At 62.3% G+C, this 22225-nt stretch carries 22 protein-coding genes; 14 read left to right on the top strand and 8 right to left on the bottom strand.

The genetic code is table 11. The features are described 5' to 3' along the window. Positions 1-3: 3 nt before the first annotated feature. Positions 4-1083, bottom strand: a complete 1080-nt coding sequence (locus tag J3A64_RS12060; RefSeq protein ID WP_210064378.1) for a C45 family peptidase — start codon at positions 1081-1083, stop codon at positions 4-6. A 166-nt stretch (positions 1084-1249) separates the two neighbouring features. Here J3A64_RS12060 and J3A64_RS12055 point away from each other — a divergent pair, with 166 nt between their 5' ends. The 7 genes from J3A64_RS12055 to J3A64_RS12025 all read left to right on the top strand — a co-directional run bounded on the left by J3A64_RS12055 (position 1250) and on the right by J3A64_RS12025 (position 6783). Beyond that, positions 1250-2287, top strand: a complete 1038-nt coding sequence (locus tag J3A64_RS12055; protein ID WP_210064377.1) for a LacI family DNA-binding transcriptional regulator — start codon at positions 1250-1252, stop codon at positions 2285-2287. An 80-nt stretch (positions 2288-2367) separates the two neighbouring features. Beyond that, entirely contained in the window at positions 2368-2934 is a 567-nt protein-coding gene (locus tag J3A64_RS12050) for a hypothetical protein (protein ID WP_014921074.1), read from the top strand. 10 nt (positions 2935-2944) lie between these two features. Further along, positions 2945-3778: an exodeoxyribonuclease III gene (locus J3A64_RS12045; protein WP_011773968.1), complete on the top strand. Its 834-nt coding sequence runs from the start codon at positions 2945-2947 to the stop codon at positions 3776-3778. 20 nt (positions 3779-3798) lie between these two features. Beyond that, entirely contained in the window at positions 3799-4923 is a 1125-nt protein-coding gene (trpS, locus tag J3A64_RS12040; protein ID WP_011773969.1) for a tryptophan--tRNA ligase, read from the top strand. A gap of 4 nt (positions 4924-4927) precedes the next feature. Further along, the gene (locus tag J3A64_RS12035; protein ID WP_014921075.1) at positions 4928-5605 is read left to right on the top strand and encodes a 2'-5' RNA ligase family protein; all 678 of its coding nucleotides are present in this window, start codon (positions 4928-4930) and stop codon (positions 5603-5605) included. An 85-nt stretch (positions 5606-5690) separates the two neighbouring features. Next, positions 5691-6617 (top strand): YihY/virulence factor BrkB family protein, encoded by a 927-nt coding sequence (locus J3A64_RS12030; protein ID WP_210066128.1) that lies wholly within the window; start codon positions 5691-5693, stop codon positions 6615-6617. A 13-nt stretch (positions 6618-6630) separates the two neighbouring features. After that, complete coding sequence (locus J3A64_RS12025; protein ID WP_167532107.1) at positions 6631-6783, top strand: hypothetical protein; 153 nt, start codon at positions 6631-6633, stop codon at positions 6781-6783. Positions 6784-6811: 28 nt separating this feature from the next. On the opposite strand, the gene J3A64_RS12020 is transcribed toward J3A64_RS12025, so the two are convergent. Together J3A64_RS12020 and J3A64_RS12015 are read right to left on the bottom strand one after the other, a co-directional pair. Further along, positions 6812-9034, bottom strand: a complete 2223-nt coding sequence (locus tag J3A64_RS12020) for a hypothetical protein (RefSeq protein ID WP_210064376.1) — start codon at positions 9032-9034, stop codon at positions 6812-6814. A gap of 131 nt (positions 9035-9165) precedes the next feature. Continuing rightward, the gene (locus J3A64_RS12015; RefSeq protein WP_210064375.1) at positions 9166-10128 is read right to left on the bottom strand and encodes a glycoside hydrolase family 43 protein; all 963 of its coding nucleotides are present in this window, start codon (positions 10126-10128) and stop codon (positions 9166-9168) included. Between the two features lie 108 nt (positions 10129-10236). Here J3A64_RS12015 and J3A64_RS12010 point away from each other — a divergent pair, with 108 nt between their 5' ends. Then, entirely contained in the window at positions 10237-11538 is a 1302-nt protein-coding gene (locus J3A64_RS12010) for an ABC transporter substrate-binding protein (RefSeq protein ID WP_210064374.1), read from the top strand. Between the two features lie 28 nt (positions 11539-11566). Here J3A64_RS12010 and J3A64_RS12005 read toward each other — a convergent pair whose 3' ends face one another. The 5 genes from J3A64_RS12005 to sdhC all read right to left on the bottom strand — a co-directional run bounded on the left by J3A64_RS12005 (position 11567) and on the right by sdhC (position 16017). Beyond that, entirely contained in the window at positions 11567-12343 is a 777-nt protein-coding gene (locus tag J3A64_RS12005) for a carboxylesterase (RefSeq protein ID WP_043805897.1), read from the bottom strand. 131 nt (positions 12344-12474) lie between these two features. Next, entirely contained in the window at positions 12475-13257 is a 783-nt protein-coding gene (locus J3A64_RS12000) for a succinate dehydrogenase iron-sulfur subunit (RefSeq protein ID WP_011773975.1), read from the bottom strand. Next, entirely contained in the window at positions 13257-15056 is a 1800-nt protein-coding gene (sdhA, locus tag J3A64_RS11995) for a succinate dehydrogenase flavoprotein subunit (RefSeq protein ID WP_014921081.1), read from the bottom strand. The genes J3A64_RS12000 and sdhA overlap by 1 nt, the downstream gene beginning before the upstream one ends. A gap of 100 nt (positions 15057-15156) precedes the next feature. Further along, complete coding sequence (locus J3A64_RS11990) at positions 15157-15633, bottom strand: succinate dehydrogenase hydrophobic membrane anchor subunit (protein WP_011773977.1); 477 nt, start codon at positions 15631-15633, stop codon at positions 15157-15159. Between the two features lie 3 nt (positions 15634-15636). Further along, entirely contained in the window at positions 15637-16017 is a 381-nt protein-coding gene (gene sdhC / locus J3A64_RS11985) for a succinate dehydrogenase, cytochrome b556 subunit (protein ID WP_011773978.1), read from the bottom strand. 253 nt (positions 16018-16270) lie between these two features. On the opposite strand from sdhC, the gene J3A64_RS11980 reads away from it, so the two are divergent. From J3A64_RS11980 to J3A64_RS11955, 6 genes are all read left to right on the top strand, one after another. Next, positions 16271-17404 carry a sugar phosphate nucleotidyltransferase gene (locus J3A64_RS11980; RefSeq protein ID WP_210064373.1) on the top strand — a complete coding sequence of 378 codons (1134 nt, stop codon included), beginning with the start codon at positions 16271-16273 and terminating at the stop codon, positions 17402-17404. A gap of 110 nt (positions 17405-17514) precedes the next feature. Further along, positions 17515-18720 carry an amidohydrolase gene (locus J3A64_RS11975; RefSeq protein WP_011773980.1) on the top strand — a complete coding sequence of 402 codons (1206 nt, stop codon included), beginning with the start codon at positions 17515-17517 and terminating at the stop codon, positions 18718-18720. A gap of 121 nt (positions 18721-18841) precedes the next feature. After that, positions 18842-19276, top strand: coding sequence for a MarR family winged helix-turn-helix transcriptional regulator (locus J3A64_RS11970; protein WP_210064372.1), 435 nt, complete (start codon positions 18842-18844; stop codon positions 19274-19276). 52 nt (positions 19277-19328) lie between these two features. After that, positions 19329-19760: an organic hydroperoxide resistance protein gene (locus tag J3A64_RS11965; protein WP_210064371.1), complete on the top strand. Its 432-nt coding sequence runs from the start codon at positions 19329-19331 to the stop codon at positions 19758-19760. Beyond that, positions 19757-20779, top strand: coding sequence for an NADP-dependent oxidoreductase (locus J3A64_RS11960; protein WP_210064370.1), 1023 nt, complete (start codon positions 19757-19759; stop codon positions 20777-20779). Before J3A64_RS11965 ends, J3A64_RS11960 begins: the two co-directional genes overlap by 4 nt. A gap of 113 nt (positions 20780-20892) precedes the next feature. After that, positions 20893-22131 carry a BMP family protein gene (locus tag J3A64_RS11955; protein WP_011773984.1) on the top strand — a complete coding sequence of 413 codons (1239 nt, stop codon included), beginning with the start codon at positions 20893-20895 and terminating at the stop codon, positions 22129-22131. The last annotated feature ends 94 nt before the right edge of the window (positions 22132-22225 follow it).

Below are 22225 nucleotides of genomic sequence, written 5' to 3'. Positions count from 1 at the left end.
GGGTTAGAAGACCTGGAAGCCATCGCGTGCGGCGTCGGCAGGGTTGGCAGCGGCGTAGGTGAGGGAGCAATTGACGGCATCAATGCTGATTGTCAGCAGTGTCTGCCACTGCTCGTGCCGGGGTGCCGAGGCATCCGGATGGAAACAGACCACGGAGGACGCTCCCTCGGACGAGCAGAACTGCTTGGCCCGGTCCGCGACGCTCAGGCCCGCCAGCTCCGGCGTTACGCGCCCAAGGTGGGCCAGGCGCTGGGGCGACAACGCACCGTCGTCGATTGCGTCCTCCTCTGCGAGGACGGGATCCAGGAAGTGGTTGGTGTGGAGCAGCCAGCCGTCGCCGCCGGGATCCACGACGGCGGTGCCCGCGGGGGAGGTCTCGATGCTGACGGCCCGGCGTGGGGTGCTTCCAGCTGTGAACACTGTAAAGACCGTGGAAGCGCTGACCCTGGCCGAGGAAGCGATGGCAATGGCTTGTTCGATGCTCGACGCTTCATCCAGGATGCGGCGGGCGATCGCGTGCACCGGCACTCCGGCGGAGTCGTCGTCGCTGGAGTGGGCAAGGATGTTGAAGTGAAGGCCGAGGCCCTCACTGTTGACGCCGATCTTTCCCAGCGTCCCGAACTCCGTGAACGTCTTGGTGGTCCGTCCCCGGGAGGGGTCCAGCTCGAGCAGGAGTCCTTCCGGCGCGAGGTCGTCGTGCCAATCCCAGGTCTGCATGGTTTGCGGCGCCCCAGTGCCGGCAGGTGCGTAGACCGCCGTCGAGCATTCGTGGGAGCTGACCTTCTTAGGCGCCGCCGCCAGGATCTCAGTGCGAGCGTTGACCACACTAAGCTCCCACGTCTCGAGTCCGGCGCCGTCGGCCCAGCCTTCGGCTTCCTCTGCCAGTGCGGGACTCCAAACACGCAAGGCCTCGTGGCTCCGCTCCGCAATGTCGCGGACCTTCTTCGGGGCGACGCCGAGAGTGGTGAAGAAGTCACTGTAGAGCTTGGCGGTATTGCGCGTCTGCGCATCCCAAGTGCGGCCGATGTCCAAGCCGCGCTCGCGGGGATCGTACGCGGTTGATGTGTGGCGGTGAAGCTGCATGGGTCTCCTTGAGGGGGCCTATCCCGTTCGGGGCGAGTGGCTCCGGGATGATGTGGATCACTGGTGACGCTCAAAGTACGGAACAAAAACGTTTTTGTGTAGCTGGCTCAGAAGATTTATTCTGTTTTCTGAAACCAGTTCCCAAGGTGACGGCAGGTGTGGACGCATGGCCCGCGAACTTCAGCAGGGTGCCACCATCTGGGACGTCGCCCGCAAAGCCGGAGTGTCGATCACCACGGTGTCGCACTCGCTCAACGGCAAGGGCAACATCAGCGAGACAACCCGGGAACACGTCCGTGCCGTCGCTGCGGAGATGGGCTACGTCGCGGACGCCATGGCGCGAGGGCTGCGAAGTTCAAAGATGAATGCGATCGGACTGGTGTTTCGCTCCCTGGACAGCCTGGGCAACTACGGTCCCAATGGCGTGGACGTTTTCATGAAACTTGCAGGAGCGGCTGCGGCGGAGACGCTCAACAGGAACCTCGGACTGATGCTGGTACCCGACCTGAGCCGTGGACCCTTGCCGCCGTTCTCCATGTCCTTGGACGGCTATATCGTCTTCGCGCCGCACTTGGATGACCCCGTGGTGGCTTTGCTGGAGAAACGCGGAATTCCCTACGTCACCTGGGACCGCGACCCGGGCCGCCCCGGCTTCCGGAACTGGGTGGCACACGACGATGCAGCGTCCACGCGAACTGTCCTGGACCATCTGGCTGCGGCAGGAGCTGCATCCATTGCCTATGTTGGAGGCACAGACAGGAACGCCTGGAACTTCGATTGCGAGGCCGCCTACGTTGATTGGTGCCTGGAAACCGGCACGGAGCCCCGGATCTACCACGTACCCGAACGTGACGGCGTGGAGGGTGGCCGCGAGGTGGGCGCACGGATCCTGGCTGATGGTTTACCCGGTGCAGTGTTCTGTTTGACGGGCAGACACGCCAGTGGCGCAGCCCAGGCCCTGCAGGAACGTGGCGTCCGCATACCCGGGGAGCTGCTGGTGTGCACGGGCTCGGACTCCGAGCACTCACGGCAGCACCAGCCGCCGATTTCCGCACTCGACGTCGACATCCCGGCCGCCGCTGCTGCCCTGGTGCAGCAACTCGTTGACGTCATGGACGGTACCAAGGATCCCGCGCCGGTCCTGCTCCCCGCCCGGTTCTTGGAGCGCGACTCCACCTTGCCCCACAGGATCCCTTTCCACTAATGGATTTCTGTACAAAACTCCCTTGTTCGCCGTCCGTGGAAGCGGACAGGGCACCTTTGCGCATTTGAGAGAATGGGTTCATGCAATCTCTCGGTGACCCGCACCCGTCCACGTCCCCCGCCGGAAAAGGCCTGTTCAAGGGCTTCCGCATCGGCGGCCTGGGCATGACAGTCGTCATCATCGCCTTCCTGGTAGCCGTCATCTTCGCGGCCAACCAGAACGATGTTGTGGGCTGGGTTGTTGCTGTCGTCGCTTTCGGCTGGTTGGCCTTGGCAACGTTTGTGGTGCTGAGCATTCGCAAGGCCGCGCAGCGGGCCGGTGCCAAACTGACCGAAGCGCAAAATGCCTTCAACGCCGCAGCCGGCCGGGCGCCGTCGTCGTCCGCTGCTGACAGCGGTGGCACGCGCGTTGTTGCCGAACGCAGCAAAGCCGATGAAGTCCGCGACCTCAAGCTGGACCACTCATTCAAGATTGTCCAGGTGCAGGTCCGGGTAGTGGATCAGGAACGTGCCAAGGGTGCAACGGCGGACCAGGACACCATCAACCGCGCACTGGAAACCATCGCCATAACGGCTACGAATGCGCGGGACATGATCAAGTCTTCCGGAGGCTCGGACGAGCCCATGGCCGGCACCATCATCGACTAGAGTAGAGCGGGTGAGTACGGCATTGAAGAAGGACTTCCTTCGCATCGCATCAGTAAACGTCAATGGCCTGCGGGCTGCCTACAAGAACGGCATGGCGGAATGGCTGGAGCCTCGCGAGGTAGACATTCTCTGCCTGCAGGAAGTCCGCGCTCCTGACGACATCGTCAGGAAGCTGATCGGCGAAGGCTGGCACATCCTCCACACCGAAGCCGAGGCCAAGGGTCGTGCCGGTGTGGCCATCGCTTCCCGCGAGGAGCCCACCGCTACCCGCGTTGGCATTGGCGACGATTACTTCGATACGTCCGGTCGTTGGGTTGAGGCCGACTACACCGTGCAAAATGCTGCCGGTGAGTTCACTACTCTCTCCGTTGTGAGCGCTTATGTGCACTCCGGTGAGGTTGGCACACCCAAGCAGGAGGACAAGTTCCGTTTCCTGGATGCCATGACCGTCCGCCTGCCTGAGCTCGCGAAACACAGCGACCACGCCTTGGTGGTTGGCGATCTCAACGTCGGTCACACTGAACTCGACATCAAGAATTGGAAGGGCAACGTCAAGCGTGCCGGCTTCCTCCCGGAGGAGCGGGCATACTTTGACCGCTTCCTCGGTGAAGAAATCGGATGGAGGGATGTCCACAGGGGCCTGGCAGGTAATGTCGCCGGCCCCTACACCTGGTGGTCACAGCGCGGTAAGGCCTTTGACACTGACACAGGCTGGCGCATCGACTACCACCTGGCCACTCCGGGCCTCGCAGCAGCCGCTTTCTCGGCTGTAGTGGACCGGGCGCCTTCGTGGGACACCCGCTTCTCTGACCACGCACCGCTGGTAGTCGACTACCGGCTCTAAGCTTCCTAAGGTAATGCTCCATGACTAGTTCCACCACGACCGAAACCGGCGCATCGGCTGATGCTGCCACCGAACCCAAACCCGTGACGTCCACCAAACTGGCTGTGGGCGCCAAGCACCGGGTCTTGTCCGGAATGCAGCCTTCCGCTGACTCCCTGCACCTTGGCAACTACCTCGGCGCCTTGGTCAACTGGGTCCGGATGCAGGACGAGTACGACGCCGTGTACTTCATCCCTGACCTGCATGCCATCACGGTGCCGCAGGATCCTGCGGAGCTCGCCCGACGTACCCGGGTTACTGCAGCCCAGTACATCGCGGGCGGCGTGGATGTAAACAAGTGCACGCTCTTCGTTCAGTCCCAGGTTCCAGAGCACGCCCAATTGGCGTGGGTCCTGAATTGCATCACCGGCATGGGTGAAGCCGCCCGCATGACGCAGTTCAAGGACAAGGCGCAGAAGCAGGGCTCGGACCACGCCAGCGTTGGCCTGTTCACGTATCCCATCCTCCAAGCCGCCGACATCCTCCTGTACCAGCCGCATGGCGTGCCGGTGGGCGAAGACCAGCGCCAACATGTGGAATTGAGTCGCGACCTCGCCAACCGCTTCAACAGCCGTTTCGGCGAGACGTTCCAAGTGCCCGAGGCCTTCATTCAGAAGGAATCGGCAAAGATCTACGATCTCCAGAACCCCACGGCCAAGATGTCCAAGTCGGCGGAATCACCGGCCGGCCTCATCAACCTGCTGGATGATCCAAAGACTGTAGCCAAGCGCATCAAGTCAGCCGTCACGGACACCGAGACCGAGATCCGCTACGACCGCGAGAACAAGCCGGGCGTATCCAACCTGCTGACCATCTACTCGGCCATCAGCGGCACACCGGTGGACAAGATCGTGGCCGACTACCAAGGGAAGATGTACGGCCACCTGAAGGTTGATTTGGCCGAACTTGTCTCCGGACACCTGGCGCCCATCCGGGAGCGTGCCAACGAACTCCTGGCCGATCCCGCAGAGCTGGACCGGCTCCTGGCCCTCGGCGCGGACAAGGCACGTGAAATTGCGGCCGCAACCCTCGCCGATGTCTACTCCAAGGTTGGTTTCCTGCCCTACCGCGGCGATTCCTCTCACGGGAACCAGGGAGTCCGCTAAGTCCATGTGCTCCGCTGGCCAGCTCAACGTCAAGACCGGCACCCGAGAGGGTGCCGGTCCGGACGACTCCCGCCAGCCCGCTGTTTCCGGCGCCGATTGCGGTGCCGGTGACACCATGTGCGTCGGTGTCATCCTCGGTTTCCCGCCGGAGATCGCCCGTGAACTCCAGGAATGGAGGGCCTCGTTCGGTGATCCGATGGCGGAGGTCATTCCTGCGCACATCACCCTGATCACCACTACGCCCACGCAGGACTGGGCCGCTACCCGGGAACACGTCCGGGAAGTTGCACAGGCCCAGCAACCTTTCGATATCACCATTTCCGGCACGGGTTCCTTCCGGCCCGTCTCGCCGGTGGTGTTCGTCAACGTGGAAGAAGGTTTTGAAGAGTGCGTGCAGTTGCACGAGAAACTTCAAACCGGTCCCCTGGAACGGACGCTGCCCTTCCCGTACCACCCGCACGTCACCGTGGCCCACGATGTTGCCCAGGAAAACCTCGACGAAGCTGAAACGGTCCTCAGGGATTACCGGGCGACGTTCCCTGTGGTTAGCATGGGACTTTACGAGCACGACACCAATGGAATTTGGCAGCTACGGGAAGAGCTCGACTTTGGCGGCGATACTGACGAAACACAGCAAGCGGATCCAGTCCGCAGAGGCGGACGTTCCTCCGCTGCCAACTGAGCTGGCAAAACTCAAACTCCAACTCCTCCGCAAGAGGCAGGATTGGGGCCATGCCAAGCGCGCCGGCGAGGGCCTTCCGAAAAAGATGGGCGCGTTCTTTGCCCTCTTCCTCGCCAGATTGAACACCAACCGGGCCATGCGGGCCTTCCAGCACTACACCCGGCAGCACGGGCCGTTGCTGAGTGCCGGCATCGGCTTCAACATGTTCTTCTCCGTCACGGGTTTGCTCACCACAGGTTTCGCCATTGCCGGGATTGTCCTGGGAGGTAACCCTGCACTGCAGGATGCAGTGATCGACAGTGTGGCTGCTGCTGCCCCCGGGCTACTTCAGGTGAATGGCGGCGAAGGGTTGGTGGATCCACAGTCCCTGCTCAACCCGTCGGGACTTGGATGGACGGCCCTCATCGCTGCGGTGGTGACAGTCTTTGTTTCCCTGGGTTGGATCGCCAGCATCAGGGAAGGTCTTCGGGGGATCATGAAGGCTGACCCTTTGGTGCGCAACCCGATAGTTCAAAAACTTATCGACGCCGGCACGCTGCTGCTCCTGGGCGTCATCCTTGTCATCAGCGCAGGCGTCTCGCTCGTCTTTGGTATTGCGGCGGACTGGCTCATTGCTTTGCTTAAGTTGGACGAGGGAATCACCGAGCCCATAGCGGCCATCGTCAAGATCGTGGTTCCGCTCGTGCTGAACTGCGCGACGGCGGCAGTACTGTTTCGGATTGCCGGTGGCCTCAAGCTGGGGCGCCGCGCGTTCCTGGAAGGCGTGGTGCTGGCGGGCGTTGGCACAACGGTCCTGCAATTCTTCAGCACCGAACTTCTTGCCCGCTCCGGCAACAATCCGGTGCTGGCATCGTTTGCAATCATCATCGGCCTGCTGATCTGGTTCAACCTTGTGAGCCAGGTGTACCTGGTCTCAGCGTCGTGGTCAGCTATTCGTGAGGCTGACACGGAGTCGGGGGAGTCCCCGCGCAAGAAAGTCCTCGGTTCGCGCCGCGTGGCGCCCCGCACCTGATCTGGAGGCCGCCATGAACAACCAACTGTGGATCGCTTGCCTCCTCGGGGCTGCAGCGGGACTCGTTGTTGGCCAGTTGGTTTTCAACTCGCCCTTTCTGGGCATCCTCCTTGGTGTTGGTCTAGGCGCTCTGGTCGGCGCTGCAGTGGGACCCCGCCGCGGATAGCCGGAAGTGTCCCACTTCGGTCAATTTCCTACGGCGCCTTCACCAGCCCTTCCCACGCAACGGTCCAGTCCGAGGGGAATCCCGGTGCGTGCCGCTCCGGCCCGTTGTCCCACCCCGCCGCCATCAGGGCGACAGCCGCCAGAAGTCCGCCGTTGCCCGGTAAATAGAGCGGCAAAGAGTCTGTTTGGCGATTGTGCCCGTTGGGAAGGACCGTGTTCTTGCCGGCGCTCAGGAGGAGCGCATCCACGGCGGCCTCAGGATCCTCGAGCCGCGCGGCGGTCATAGCCATGACGGGGTAGTCCCAACCCCACGTGCTGCCCCAGTCCCAGTCGGCCAGGACGTCGGTTAGGGTCGCGCGCATGATGTCCGGATCAATGATGTCGGTCCGGGGGAGGACACCCAAGGCGCACAGCATGGACGGGTGATCGCTGCGGATGGTGAAGGGCTCCACGTCGATCGCAGCGTACACGCCGTCGATCACCCGCGGGGGCACCATGCCGTCCGCTACTGTCGTCCACGCCTCCGCAGGCCCCAGCCCGAGCCGCGCGCGCCACGCCGCCGCCGTCCGCAGGCCCCACTGCCAGTACGCCAACTCAAACGTGGGGTTGGTGACCTTGGCCCGGATGGAGCCGTAGCTTTCCTGTGCAGGGATCAAAGGAGGGCCCAATTCGAAGCCGCGCGACGTTGGGTGCGCAAAGCTGGCCATGAAGGCAGCCGACTCGAACACGATCTCCGCAAACTCCTCCAGCAGTTCCCGGCTGGGATTGGCCCGGTACGCCAGTTCCGCCAGATGGATGGGGTGAGGCTGTTGCCAGATCAGAAACGTCCCGATGGGACTCGGGCTCTCCCTGCCGTCCGGTCCAACCTGTTTGGGCCAGCGGACGCCGTCGAATCCTTGCGCTTTGGCCGTCTGCCGGGCTGACTCCAGCACGGTGGAGTACCACTGCAACGACGGCAGGAGCAGCTCTGTCCGATTCCACTGCGCAAAGTGCGCGGCATGCCACCAGTGCATCTCCACGTGGAACCGGCCGCGCCATGAATTGCAGACCAGCCCGGTCTCCTGAGGCGGCAACGAGCCCGAGCAATTAACCGCGGTCAGGTACTGCGACAACACGATCCTGCGTTCCAATTCCTTGGCCCGGGCATCAGGCGTCGCATCAAGTTCGATCGCCCCGCCGGAGGACCAGAACCCCGGCCAATAGGCCGCTGAGGCGGCCGCCACGCTTCCCGCCGGTGAAAGCTCGACGCCGGTCCTTCCTCTGGGGGCAGCGTTCCTCTCCGCGGTGTCGCCGGTCAGCCGATTAGTGCCGCGCGGGATGCAGTCGCCGTCGCCTGCGGAAAGAAAGGCAACCGAAAAGTCCATCAGGTTGCCGGCGTCGGCCGTTGCTACTACGAGCCGGTGCTGTCCGGTCTGTTCCACTCCCAGGTGGGGACCGGTGATCACCACTTTGTAGCGGGAGTTGTCCAGCGCACGGTGGACTGTCCATGCTTCACAGCCATTGTGGTCTCGCGAAGCCCCGGGTGCATGGAGCGATGTGGTGTGGGCGTCTGCGCTGCTCCAGTCCGCGGCGTCATGCCACGCCTCAGACCCGTAAGGGAAGCCGACGCTGACAACCAACCCGGCACCAAGCGCCGTTGACTCCACGCGGAAGCCCACCTCATCTCGGTCCGGGTGACACGCCGTGGTGACGTTGACGGGGTGACCCGCCAGCGTAAAGCGGCTGGTGACCACCCCCGTCCACAGGTCCAGTGTTTGCTCGGCCCCGGAAATTTCGTCTTCCGTGATTGCCCTCTCAACGCCGTCCTCGATCCAGCGGAAGCCGATCCGGCCCAAGTCCAGCCTGTGGACATTCGCGCGGAGCCAGGTTTCAGCCAGCGACGTGTCCGTCTCACGGTCATTGACGATGTCGCCCACCATGTCCACGTAGGGCACTGGACCCCGGGGCGAATCATAGAGAACGGTGGAGCCAGCGAGGTCGTACTCCTCCGGTGGCGGCACGGAGTGCCAGCCCCACTGCGCTTGCGTGCCCAGCAGCGTGCCAGGAGGCAGCTCGTCGCGCGCGCCCACTGGATAGGTGTCGGGCAACGACTGCAACCCGGTGAGGTCCATGGTGAACGCGAATTCACCGTTGCCCACTGAAACGGGGCTTCGTGGATCAAAGTGTTCTTGGCGTACGTTGTGTCGCCGGACCAGTGCCTCGCGATTGATGGCGGGGGATTGCGGATGATGGGTGGTGCTTTGGCTGTGCACTGCGCACGCCCTCCTGATGCTGCCTGCTGTGACTGCTGCTGGGGACAATCCGGTCAAGTGGTTCTGGAGCGCGGTCTCCGCATAGGGGCGGTTCGATCCCCAGTTGGCGAGAAACCGTTTTCCGAAACGATTCAATCCTTGTTCCCGGACGAAGCCGTGTCAACCCCCTGGCTCATGGAGGTGCTCGTGGCGCCAGCGGCTGCCTGCAGCAGGACGGTGTCTTTGAGTTCGAGGAGCGGGAAGAATGCCGCCCGTTCGTCGGGGCTGTTGTTGGGCTGATGAAGCGTGAGGAACAAGCCGCCGTCCAAGGTTCGCCCGATCATCCCGTGCCCGCCGTTGGCGCTCCATAGTGCGTCAGGCTCCTGGATCCAAGGGCCCAGGACTGTCCCGGATTCGCTGCGCGCGATTCCCATGGCGTAACCGTCGTCGCCGAAGCTCGACCACAGCATGATGAGTCGGCCGCTGGTAAGCCTGAAGAGATATGGACCATCGGTGACGTAGACGGGGAACTCCCGGTCCTTCACTGAGGGGACATCCAGGGCGCGGGACCAAGGGGCTTCTGAGGCGCTGAAGAGGAAAACGGGCACGCCTTCCGCCCTGCGCAGGTCTTTCGTGAGGCGCTGGGCGAGTATTGCGCCGTCATGCACTTGCTTCCATTCGTGGCAGAAAACCACCCAGGGCATACCCTCTTGGTCCACATGCAGTGTCCCGTCCAGGCATTGCCAATTGCGTGGCGTGACAGGGCCTTCGCTCCAGGGCTGGTAAGGGCCTTCAGGGCGGTCTGCAGAAAGTATCTGTGTTCCACGGAGGCGACCAGGCGCAGTGAAGGTGGCAAACATGAAGTAGCGGCCTTGGTACTCGTGAACTTCGGGAGCCCAATATTGTTCCTGGCTCCAGAAGTCGGAGGATGGTCGGAACGCCGGGAAGGGGCCCTCCCAAGAGGCCAGGTCCTTGCTCCGGTAGCAGTCAAAGCCTGTGGCGGGTCCGGACCAGATGTTCTTGTCCGTGCTTCCGAAGAGCAAGTATTCGCTGGAACCGGGCAGCGACAGAAGGAATGGATCCCGGATTTGGATGTCGTCCAAAAGTGGGGACAAGGTAACTCCTGTGGGTTGAATTAGTTCATGGAGAAAACTATTGACGCATGAGTGGGTCCTTGATACGTTTCAGGAACCGTTTTCTCAGAGTTGAAAGAAGCTTACCCAATGGCGCGTAAATCTCTCGGTCGCATTCGAAAATCAATAGCAGTCCTGGCCACCGTGGGCATGTTGGGCCTCACCGTAGCCTGCTCCAGCCCGTCGTCCAACCAGCCCGAAGACGGCCCTGTCGAGATTCGGTTTTCGTGGTGGGGCAACGCCACCCGTGCTGAGCTGACCAACAAGGCCATCAAAGAGTTCGAGGCTGCCAACCCCAACATCAAGGTGAAGCCCGAGTACGGGGACATTGGAGGCTACTTCGACAAATTGGCCACCCAAGTGGCTGCAAACGACGCACCCGATGTGATCACCATGGGCGGCGCCTACCCGGCTGAATACGCCAACCGCGGGGCCCTGCTGGACTTGTCCAAGGTTGAAGGGTCGCTCGACCTCTCCAAAATGGACCAGGGAGCCCTGGAAAACGGGCAGGTGCAAGGCAAGCAGTACGGTGTATCCACTGGTGCCAACGCCCTGGCTATCGTGGTGAACCCCGCCGTGTTCCAAGCCGCCGGCGTAGCACTTCCGGATGACAGCAAGTGGTCTTGGGACGACTTCGCCAAGACAGCCGAGGACATCACCGCCAAGAGTCCAAAGGGAACCTATGGGACGGCGACCGTTCTCACACATGATTCACTGGATGCCTTCGCCCGCCAGCGCGGCGAATCCTTGTACACGCAGGATGGCCAATTGGGCCTGGGCAAGGAGACCGTACAGGACTACTTCGATTTCTCCGTCAAGCTCAGCGAGTCAGGCGCCGCCCCCAGCGCCTCCGAAACTGTGGAGAAGCTCAACGTCAGCACCGAGCAGACACTCATGGGTATGGGGCAGGCCGGCATGATGCTCACGTGGACCAACTCCCTGTCCGCCCTCAGCAAAGCCTCGGGTGCCGAACTGAAGCTGCTGAAGCTGCCAGGCGAGACGCCCACACCCGGAATCTGGCTCCAATCCTCGCAGTTCTACACCATCTCTGCCCGTAGTAAGCACACGGATGCAGCCGCCAAACTGGTCAGCTTCTTGGTGAACAATGAGGCCGCAGCAAAGATCATCCAGAGCGACCGTGGCGTGCCCAGCAACTCCGGAATGCGCGCGGCCATCCAGGACTTGCTGACACCTCAGGGGAAGGTGGAAGCCGCGTACATTGACCAGATCGGGAAGATGGACTTTGCCCCGACGTTCATCGGTCCCACCGGTTCAACCGCGGTCTCCGAAATCACCGCCCGCATCAACACCGAGGTCCTGTTCAAGAGGCTGAGCCCGGACAAGGCTGCGGAGCAGTGGCTCAGTGAAAGCAAGGCGGCCATAGGCAAGTAGTACCCGTCTGCATGGGTGGTCCGGCCCTTTAGCCGGCGTCGCGGACCTCAAGATAGGGGTCCGCCCAGGCGCCGATGATCCGCGCAACCCGTGCTGCCTGGCCCTTCCCGGTGAGGAGGTGCTCGCTGCCTTCCAAGGAGACAAAGCTCCGGGGATGCCGGGCAGTACGGAAGATTTCGCTGGCGTTGTCGATCCCCACGGTGTTATCGGTGGGGGAGTGCATCACCATCAGCGGCTTGTGGAGGGTACGGATGCAGTCGCGCAGATCAGCGCGCTCCACGTCCTCCACAAAGTGGCGGCGAACCTCCATGGGCCGTCCGCCGAGGTCCACCACGGCGCTGCCATCGCGCAGGATGGAATCAATTTCGGCGTCGAACATGTGCTCAACGTGCTTGGGCTCGTAGGGCGCGCCAACGGTCACCACGGCGTTGAGGCCGGGGATGTCGCGGGCTGCGGCAAGCACCGCTGGGCCTCCGAACGAGTGGCCGACCAGGAGTGAGATTCCCCGGCCTTGCTCCCGCATGAAGTCCGCCGCAAGAATGGTGTCGGCTACCTTCACGCTGAACGACCCCGCAGACCATTCACCAGCGGAGCCACCCAAGCCCAGGTTGTCGAAGCGCAGCATCCCCACACCTTGCTCAGCGAGTCCCTTGCAGATGCGTGAAGCTGCAGGGCTGTCCTTGCCGAGAGTCAGGCCGTGAGAGTACAGGCCCCAACCACGGACGGGACCTTCGGGCACGTCCACGATGCCGGCCAGGGCATCGCCGGTGCTTCCCATGAAGCTGATCTTCTCAGAGCGTGACACGCTGATCTCCTTGCGTTGCGGTGACCGTTACGGTGAGGACCGGTGACGGCACTTGATAAACGACGACGGCGCCACCCACCATCAGTGGTGAGCGGCGCCGTCGTCGTGTGTGTTCTTAGGTGAACGCTGAACTAGATCTTGCGGGCCAGGATGGCCTGCTTGACCTCGGCGATTGCCTGGGTCACCTGGATGCCGCGGGGGCATGCTTCCGAGCAGTTGAAGGTGGTGCGGCAGCGCCACACGCCTTCTTTGTCGTTCAGGATCTCAAGGCGCATGTCGCCGGCGTCATCACGGGAATCGAAGATGAAGCGGTGGGCGTTGACGATCGCAGCCGGACCGAAGTACTGGCCGTCGGTCCAGAAGACCGGGCAGGACGAGGTGCAGGCAGCGCACAGGATGCACTTGGTGGTATCGTCAAAGCGCTCACGGTCCTCGACGGACTGCAGGCGTTCCTTGGTGGGCTCGTGGCCCTTGTTGATCAGGAACGGCATGACTTCGCGGAAGGACTGGAAGAAGGGTTCCATGTCCACGATCAGGTCCTTCTCCACAGGGAGGCCCTTGATCGGCTCGACGGTGATGGGCTTGGTGGTGTCCAGGTCCTTCAGCAGCGTCTTGCAGGCGAGGCGGTTGCGGCCGTTGATGCGCATGGCATCCGAACCACACACACCGTGGGCGCAGGAGCGACGGAAGGAAACACTGCCGTCAATCTCCCACTTGACCTTGTGGAGGGCATCCAACACGCGGTCCGTGCCGTACATGGTCAGCTTGTAGTCGTCCCAACGCGCTTCGTCCGAAATTTCGGGGTCGTAGCGGCGCACGCGCAGCGTGATGTGGAAGGTGGGGATTTCACCGTCGCCGGCAACGCTAGCCGGGAGCTCGATCTTGGAAGCGGGCTCTGCCATTTCGGTGGTCATTAGTACTTACGCTCCATCGGCTCGTAACGGGTGAAGATCACGGGCTTCGTCTCAAGACGGATGCCCGCAACAGATTCCGCCGAGGAGTCGACGGTGACGGAAGTGTCCAGGTACGCCATGGAGTGCTTCATGAACTTCTCGTCATTGCGGTCCGGGAAGTCCTCGCGGTAGTGGCCGCCGCGTGACTCTTCACGGTGCAGCGCACCGACGGTCATGACCTTGGCCATGTCCAGCAGGAAGCCCAATTCCACGGCTTCCAGGAGATCCAGGTTGAAGCGCTTGCCCTTGTCCTGAACGGTGACGTGCTTGTACCGCTCTTCGAAGGAAGCGATGTCGCGAAGGACCTGCTCCAAGGATTCCTTGGTGCGGAACACCTGCATGTTGGCGTCCATGGTGTCCTGCAGTTCCTTGCGGATCTGTGCAACACGCTCGGTACCGTTGCCGGTGAGCAAGCGGTCCAGGATGCCACGGGTCATTGCCTCGGGGTCCTCGGGGAGCTCGACGTAGTCGGCCGTCTTCGAGTACTCCGCAGCAGCAATACCGGCGCGCTTACCGAAGACGTTGATGTCCAGGAGCGAGTTGGTGCCGAGACGATTCGAGCCGTGCACTGACACACAGGCAACTTCACCGGCAGCGTAGAGACCCGGCACGATCGTGTCGTTGTCCTGCAGCACTTCGGTGGTGATGTTCGTGGGGATGCCACCCATGGCGTAGTGCGCGGTGGGGAACACGGGAACAGGATCGGTGAACGGTTCCACACCCAGGTAGGTGCGGGCGAACTCCGTGATGTCCGGAAGCTTGGCTTCGATGTGCGCGGGCTCAAGGTGGGTGAGGTCCAAGAGGACGTAATCCTTGTTCGGACCACAACCGCGGCCTTCGCGCACTTCGTTCGCCATGGCGCGGGCCACGATGTCACGGGGTGCGAGGTCCTTGATGGTGGGAGCGTAGCGCTCCATGAAGCGCTCACCCTCCGAGTTACGCAGGATGGCACCTTCACCACGTGCACCCTCGGTGAGGAGGATGCCCAAGCCGGCCAGGCCGGTCGGGTGGAACTGGAAGAACTCCATGTCTTCCAGGGGGATGCCGCGGCGGAACGCGATGCCCATTCCGTCACCGGTGAGGGTGTGCGCGTTGGAGGTGGTCTTGAACACCTTGCCGGCGCCGCCGGAGGCGAACACAACGGACTTGGCCTGGAAGACGTGCAGTTCACCGGAAGCGAGGTCGTAGGACACGACGCCGGCAACACGCTTCTGCTTGTACGGGGTTCCGTCTTCGCGCACTGCGTCTTCTTCGACGATCAACAGGTCAAGGACGTAGTACTCGTTGTAGAACTCAACGTTGTGCTTGACGCAGTTTTGGTACAGGGTCTGCAGGATCATGTGGCCGGTGCGGTCGGCTGCATAGCACGCACGGCGGACGGGTGCCTTGCCGTGGTCACGGGTGTGGCCACCGAAGCGGCGCTGGTCAATCCGGCCCTCGGGCGTGCGGTTGAACGGCAGACCCATCTTTTCAAGGTCCAACACGGCGTCGATGGCTTCCTTCGCCATGACCTCGGCTGCGTCCTGGTCAACCAGGTAGTCGCCGCCTTTGATGGTGTCAAAGGTGTGCCATTCCCAGTTGTCTTCTTCGACGTTGGCCAATGCTGCGCACATTCCACCCTGAGCTGCACCGGTGTGCGAGCGGGTGGGATAGAGCTTGGTCAGTACCGCGGTGCGTGCTCGCTGACCGGATTCGATCGCGGCGCGCATGCCGGCGCCACCTGCACCGACAATGACGACGTCGTACTTATGGACCTGCATACCAGATGCTCTCTCTTTCAAAAATTCAGATGGTCGGCGGAGGCTGCTCCGCTACGTCAGGCGAACCGGTTTGCTCGAGGGAGCAAACCGGAAGGCGCCGCTACGGGGCCGGGCAGAAACCACCAGGCAACTGAACGCCGTCGACGACGGGGCACGGGTTGAAGGTGAAGATCACCAGTGTGCCAAGGATGATGATGACCAGGGTGGCCGCGTAGAGGACCATCTTGAGCCAGAAGCGCGTGGAATCCTTCTCGGCGTAGTCGTTGATGATGGTGCGGACGCCGTTGGTGCCGTGCAGCATGGCAAGCCACAGCATGGCAAGGTCCCAGAACTGCCAGAACGGATCGGCCCACTTGCCGGCAACGAAGCCGAAGTCGATTGCGTGGATGCCCTCGCCCACCAGCAGGTTGACGAACAGGTGGCCGAAGATCAGCACCACCAGGACGATGCCGGAGAGACGCATGAAGAGCCAGGCGATCATCTCGAAGTTGCCACGGCTGGAGCCGGTGCGGTTGTACTTCGGTGCGATCTTCCCGGATCCGATTTTTCCACTGCGTGGTGTCTCGATGGTTGTCATGGCTTAGTGGCCTCCCAGCGCGAGGGAAAGGTGGCGGATGGCGAAGCCTGCGAACGTGACAAGCCACAGCGCAAGCACGACCCACAGCAGTTGGCGCTGGTACTTAGCGCCCTTCTTCCAGAAGTCGATGGCGATCACACGCAGGCCGTTGAAGGCATGGAAGATGATCGCCGCGACCAGGCCCGTTTCACCCAGGGCCATGAGGGGGTTCTTGTATGCGCCAATGACGGCGGTGTAGGCCTCAGGGGACACGCGCACCAATGAGGTGTCCAGCACATGGACCAACAAGAAGAAAAAGATCACTACACCTGTAATGCGGTGTCCAACCCAGGACCACATGCCTTCACGGCCGCGGTACAAGGTGCCAGCTGGTTTTGTCGGCACTGATTAAACCTTCCTGCAACACAGCGGCGCTGGCATGGGATCCACGCGGGGGGAACGCCTGCTGCGAGAGCACTCGTAGCTCACGCCTAAATCTAGGCTTCGCTCACAGCATATTCAATTTAGGACGGGCTTCTCTGCTTGTTAATTCCATGTTTCCTACCGATATTCAGGCGATTTTTGGCACTGCTTGAGACGAACGCCACAAGTGTGTCCTGCTGCGGGGCTTCCCGCCTGCGTCGGATAAAGTGTTGCGGTGAGTACAGAAGACGCGAAATACCCGGAATCGCCATTGAACCGCTTCCATGCGGTTATTCCGGCGGGCGGTGTGGGGACCCGGCTGTGGCCACTCTCGCGTGCCGCTGCGCCCAAGTTCCTCCACGACCTGACCGGTTCCGGCAGTACGTTGTTGAGGGCTACCTACGACCGCCTCGAGCCGCTGGCCGGCGAGCGGGTCCTTGTTGTAACCGGCGAGGCACACCGTGCCGCCGTGTGCCGCCAGCTCCCCGAGGTAGGGGACGACGAACTCGTCCTCGAAAGCGAGCCGAAGGATTCAGGCGCCGCTATCGGCCTTGCCGCTGCCATCCTGCATCGCCGTGATCCGGACACCATCATGGGTTCGTTTGCGGCCGACCACGTCATCAGCCCGGACCATCTTTTCCAGGAGACTGTTCGCGAGGCGATCTACACCGCGGCCACAGGAAAAATTGTCACCATCGGCATCAAGCCCACCCATCCATCTGTCGGATTCGGGTACATCCGCTCCGGTGCAGCACTGAATGTTGAGGGTGCCCCGAACGCACTCGCTGTTGCCGAGTTCGTGGAGAAGCCCAGCCAGGAAGTGGCCAACAAATACGTCGAAGCGGGGGACTACGTCTGGAATGCCGGCATGTTTGTCGCTCCGGTGGCGCTCATGCTCAAGCACCTTGAGGCCAACCAGCCGGAACTGTTCAAGGGCTTGCAGGAAATCGCTGACGCCTGGGATACCCCGCAGCGCGCCGAAGTGACCGCCCGTGTCTGGCCCACCCTGCCTAAGATCGCCATTGACTACGCCGTGGCTGAGCCGGCAGCGGCAGCCGGCGATGTCGCCGTCGTGCCCGGCACTTTCCGTTGGGACGACGTAGGCGACTTCGCCGCGATCGGCCGCCTTAACAATGCCGGCGACGTTGATGAAGTGACGGTGCTTGGCGAAGGCGCACGTGTGTTCGCGGAGAACGCCAGCGGCGTGGTGGTATCCGATACCAAGCGCGTCATTGCCTTGATCGGCATCAAAGACGTGGTCATTGTGGACACGCCGGACGCGCTCCTTGTCACTACCAAGGAACATGCACAACTGGTCAAGGGCACTGTCGATGCCCTGAAAGCCAGTGGCGACACGGACGTGCTGTAGTACATCTGCTTATACCGTGAGCCACCTCTTTGGTTGTCCTGCGTCTGAACGCAGCGTAACCAAGAGGTGGCTTTCGTTCTTCAGGTGCCGCGCATGGCTAGAGTTGTGACGTGCGCAATTACACGACTGAAACCGAGCCCGCTCCCGTTGTGAGTCCTTGGGTTGATGAACTGCTTCCCGGACTTATCGAGTTCCGGCGCGACCTCCATGCGCACCCGGAGCTGTCTTTCAAGGAGTTCCGCACCACGGACAAGCTCGTGGAGCGGCTGGAAGCAGCCGGGTTGAAGCCGCGGCGTCTGGATGAGACCGGGCTGACGGTTGACGTGGGCGAGGGCCCCATTGCCACAGCCCTTCGCGGGGACATCGACGCACTGCCGATCATTGAGGAAACCGGCCTGCCTTTCGCGTCGAAGAACCATGGCGTTACCCATGCTTGCGGCCACGACGTCCACACCACTGCCATGCTGGGCATTGCTTTGACCCTGCAACGGATGCACAAGAACAACCCGCTGGGTGGCACGGTACGGATCATCTTCCAGCCGGCCGAGGAAACCATGCCGGGCGGCGCCCTGTCCTGCATTGAGCAGGGAGTGCTTGAAGGCGTGCCGCGTATCCTGGCGTTGCACTGTGATCCCCGGATCAACGTGGGCCAGATCGGCACGCGCATCGGTGCCATTACTTCTGCCTCGGACACCATCAAGATTGAGCTCTCCGGTCGCGGCGGGCACACGTCACGGCCGCACCTGACCGAGGACCTGGTCTTCGCACTGGCGCAGATAGCGGTCAACGTGCCGGCTGTCCTCTCCCGCCGCGTGGATGTGCGCAGCGGCGTGTCGGTGGTGTGGGGCCAAATTTCAGCCGGCTCCGCACCGAATGCCATCCCGGGCACCGGGTATATGGCAGGCACCATGCGGTGCCTCGATCGCGATGCCTGGCATAGCGCGGGGGAGTTGCTGGACGACGTCGTGAGGCAGGTTGCTGCGCCTTATGGAGTGGACGTCCACCTTGAACACACCCGCGGCGTGCCGCCCGTAGTGAACTCCGAGCACGAGACGGCCCTTATCGAGGCATCAGCCCGTGCTGAGTTGGGTGAGAATGCAGTGGTCCTCACTCCGCAGTCCATGGGTGGCGAGGACTTCGCCTGGTTCCTGGCCGACCTTCCGGGAGCCATGATGCGCTTGGGTACGCACACCCCCGGCGGCGAAGAATACGATCTCCACCGCGGTGACTTCATCGTTGACGAACGCGCGCTCGGCTACGCAATCCGGGTCCTGACGGCGGCCGCCCTCCGCACCATCCGCGACCTCGAGCAATAGACCCAACTGAGTCGCAGACCAGGCCGTTCGGAGCCCCCAAACGTCCTGATCTGCGGCTCAGTCGGGTGCTTTCGGCCTAGATAAGTTGTGCACAATTGAATTGTGCACTATCGTTTTAGTCATGAGTGATGCACCCCGCCTCCGCCATCAGGTCTGCTTTGCGCTGTACTCGGCGTCCAAAGCGGCGACGGCGGTCTACCGCCCCGTGCTGGAGGACCTCGGCCTGACGTACCCGCAGTACTTGGTAATGCTGGTCCTCTGGGAGCAGGAACCGCGGAGCGTCCGTGACCTCGGCGCGGAACTGGGACTCGACTCCGGAACCTTGTCGCCCCTGCTCAAGCGACTGGAGGCCATGGGTCTGGTTGAACGCCGCCGCTCGGCCGAGGATGAGCGCCGGGTGGACGTGGTCCTGACCGACGCCGGCACCGCCTTAAGTGCCCGCGCCCAGGCTGTACCCCAGCGCCTCGCCGACGCCGCCGGCCTATCGCCTGATGAGATCGGGCAGCTCCACGCCACGCTCGGCAAGCTCACGGCAGCACTCAACGGCTCACTCTGACAAACTTCCGGAAAATCCCGGGACATCCATTCCCCAAGAGAACGGAAACACCATGAAGACTCTCTACATTGCCGAGGCCTTGGCATCCGGCGAAGGCCGCGACGGCAACGCACGCACCAACGACGGCAAACTGGACGTCACCCTCGCCAGCCCCGTAGAACTCGGAGGCAACGGTGAAGGAACCAACCCGGAGCAGCTGTTCGCTGCCGGCTACGCAGCGTGTTTCCACTCCGCACTGCGCCTGGTGGGCCGCAAGGAGCGCGTTGACCTCAGCGACTCGGCAGTTGCCGCCAAAATCCACTTCGGCGCGTTGACGGACAGCGAAGGATATGGACTGGCCGCCGAACTCGAAATCGCGCTGCCAGCCCTGGACCGCGGTACTGCAGTGCAGCTGATGGCCAAGGCGCACCAGATCTGCCCTTACTCCAACGCAACGCGCGGCAACATGGCCGTGGACCTCAAGCTCGTGGAGTTCGCCGCATGAGCGCCGCTACCAGCACCCCCACGGAAACCCGCGAAATCCAACTCGCATCCCGCCCCGTAGGACGCCCGGCTCCTGAGAACTTCCGGTTGGCACAAGCCGAGCTGCCCGAGCTCGCAGAGGGCCAGCTCCTGGTGAAGAACCAGTTCATGTCGGTGGATCCCTACATGCGTGGCCGAATGAACGACGTCAAGTCGTACTCGGCGCCATTCCGCCTGGATGCAGCGCTCGACGGCGGTGCTGTAGGTGAGGTGATCGCGTCCCGTTCGGACGCGCACAAGGTGGGTGACGTCGTCGTGCATCAACTCGGGTGGCGAGAACACGCGGTGGTGGACGGCGCAGCAACTACTCCCGTGCCGTCGGGGCTGGCCCCGACTTCGGCGTTCCTTGGCGCGCTGGGCATGACCGGCCTGACCGCTTACGCAGGCCTGCTCAAGGTTGCCGAGTTCAAAGAAGGCGACGTGGTGTTCGTGTCCGGAGCGGCAGGTGCCGTCGGCTCGATGGTTGGCCAGATCGCCAAGGCGATGGGCGCCTCTAAGGTCATCGGCAGTGCGGGATCGCCGGAGAAGGTGGCCCGCTTGCTGGAACTCGGCTTTGATGCTGCCTTCAACTACAACGATGCCCCCGTGTTGGACCAGCTGAAGGAAGCCGCAGGGGAGCGCGGCATTGACGTGTACTTCGACAACGTTGGCGGCGAGCACCTGGAAGCAGCGCTTGCCACGCTTACGGTCGGCGGGCGTGTAGCCATGTGCGGTGCCATAGCGCAGTACAACTCCACGGAGCCTTCGGTGGCGCCACGGAACCTCGCTGTGGCCATCGGCAAGCAGCTCACCCTGCGCGGGTTCCTGGTGGGCGGACAGCGACAGCACGCCGCAGAATTTGCTCAGAAGATGGCCGGCTGGCTGGCGGACGGTTCGGTCAGCTACGACGAAACAATCGTCGACGGTCTCGAGAATGCCCCGCAGGCCTTCATTGATTTGCTGGACGGCGCGAACACCGGAAAGATGCTCGTCCGCTTGTGAGATGACCGGTAGCCGGGTGTGACTTGCGCACCCGGCTACTGCTTGGTAACAAAAGGTCAACAATCTGACCTGGAGCGGCTCCATGTGCTGTCCGGGTGTGTTGCAGGCCACTAGTGTTGGTTTCATCAATGCGCTTCGGCGCAGCTGCGAGCATCAGTGAAAACAGAATTTCTGCCTCAGGTCTAGGAAACGGACACTCATTGACCATCCGTCGTAGCGCCAATCACTTTCTTCCTGGAGGAAAATTGAAGAAACCACTGCGTGCCACCCTGAAGCGCGGTTCAATGGCCGGTGTTGCAACCCTCGGAGCAGCAGCACTCCTGCTGACCAGTTGCGGCCAGGCTCCCGATGCCGGTTCCGGCACTGCCACCAAGAGTGACTTCCTCGGATGCATCGTTTCGGACTCCGGCGGATTCGACGACCAGTCGTTCAACCAGTCCTCGTTCGAAGGCCTCAAGAAGGCTGAAGCTGACCTCGGTATCGAGGTCAGGTCGGCTGAATCGAAGGCAAACAGCGACTTCGAGACCAACCTCAACGGCATGGTTTCCGCAGGCTGCAACCTGACAGTCACAGTCGGCTTCCTCCTGGGTGACGCCACCAAGGCTGCTGCTGAGAAGAACACGGACAAGCACTTCGCGATCGTCGACTACACGTACGAGACCCCGATCGCGAACGTCAAGCCGATCGTTTACGACACCGCGCAGGCCGCATACCTGGCAGGCTACGCGGCTGCAGCTACCACCAAGACCGGCAAGGTCGGCACCTTCGGCGGCATCAAGATTCCCACGGTCACCATTTTCATGGATGGTTTCTACGACGGCGTCCAGGCCTACAACAAGGCCAAGGGCAAGAGTGTTCAGGTTGTTGGCTGGGACAAGAACACCAAGGACGGCTCCTTCACCGGCGACTTCGAGAAGCAGGACACCGGCAAGCAGGTCACCATCAACCTGCTGGACCAGGGCGCGGACATCATCATGCCCGTGGCCGGACCGGTTGGTAAGGGTGCAGGTGCTGCACTCAAGGAAGCCAAGGCAGCCGGCAAGGACGTCAAGCTCATCTGGGTCGACTCCGATGGCTACCTCACCGCTCCCGAGTACAAGGACCTCATGCTGACCTCCGTGGTCAAGCAGATGGGCGAGGCTGTTGAAGCCGTGGTGAAGGATGACAAGGACGGCAAGTTCAACAACGAAGCCTACGTTGGCACGTTGGAGAACGACGGCGTAGCACTCGCCCCGTTCCACGATCTTGACTCCGCAGTCTCTGCTGAAACCAAGTCCGAACTCGACGCGTTGAAGGCGGACATCGTGTCCGGCAAGCTGGTTGTTGAGTCGGAAGCCAGCCCCAAGAAGTAAGCAATTCCTGGACGCGCCGCCAGTACCGAGCCCCGGTACTGGCGGCGCGTTTTTGCCCTGACTACGCTGGGCTCAATAGCTGCAGCAGTCCCTC

The organism is Pseudarthrobacter sp. PvP004, from assembly GCF_017876035.1.
In the GTDB taxonomy this organism is placed as follows: domain Bacteria; phylum Actinomycetota; class Actinomycetes; order Actinomycetales; family Micrococcaceae; genus Arthrobacter; species Arthrobacter aurescens_A.
The sequence above is the reverse complement of the archived record's forward strand: the minus strand, read 5'-3'. Positions and strand labels throughout refer to the sequence as shown.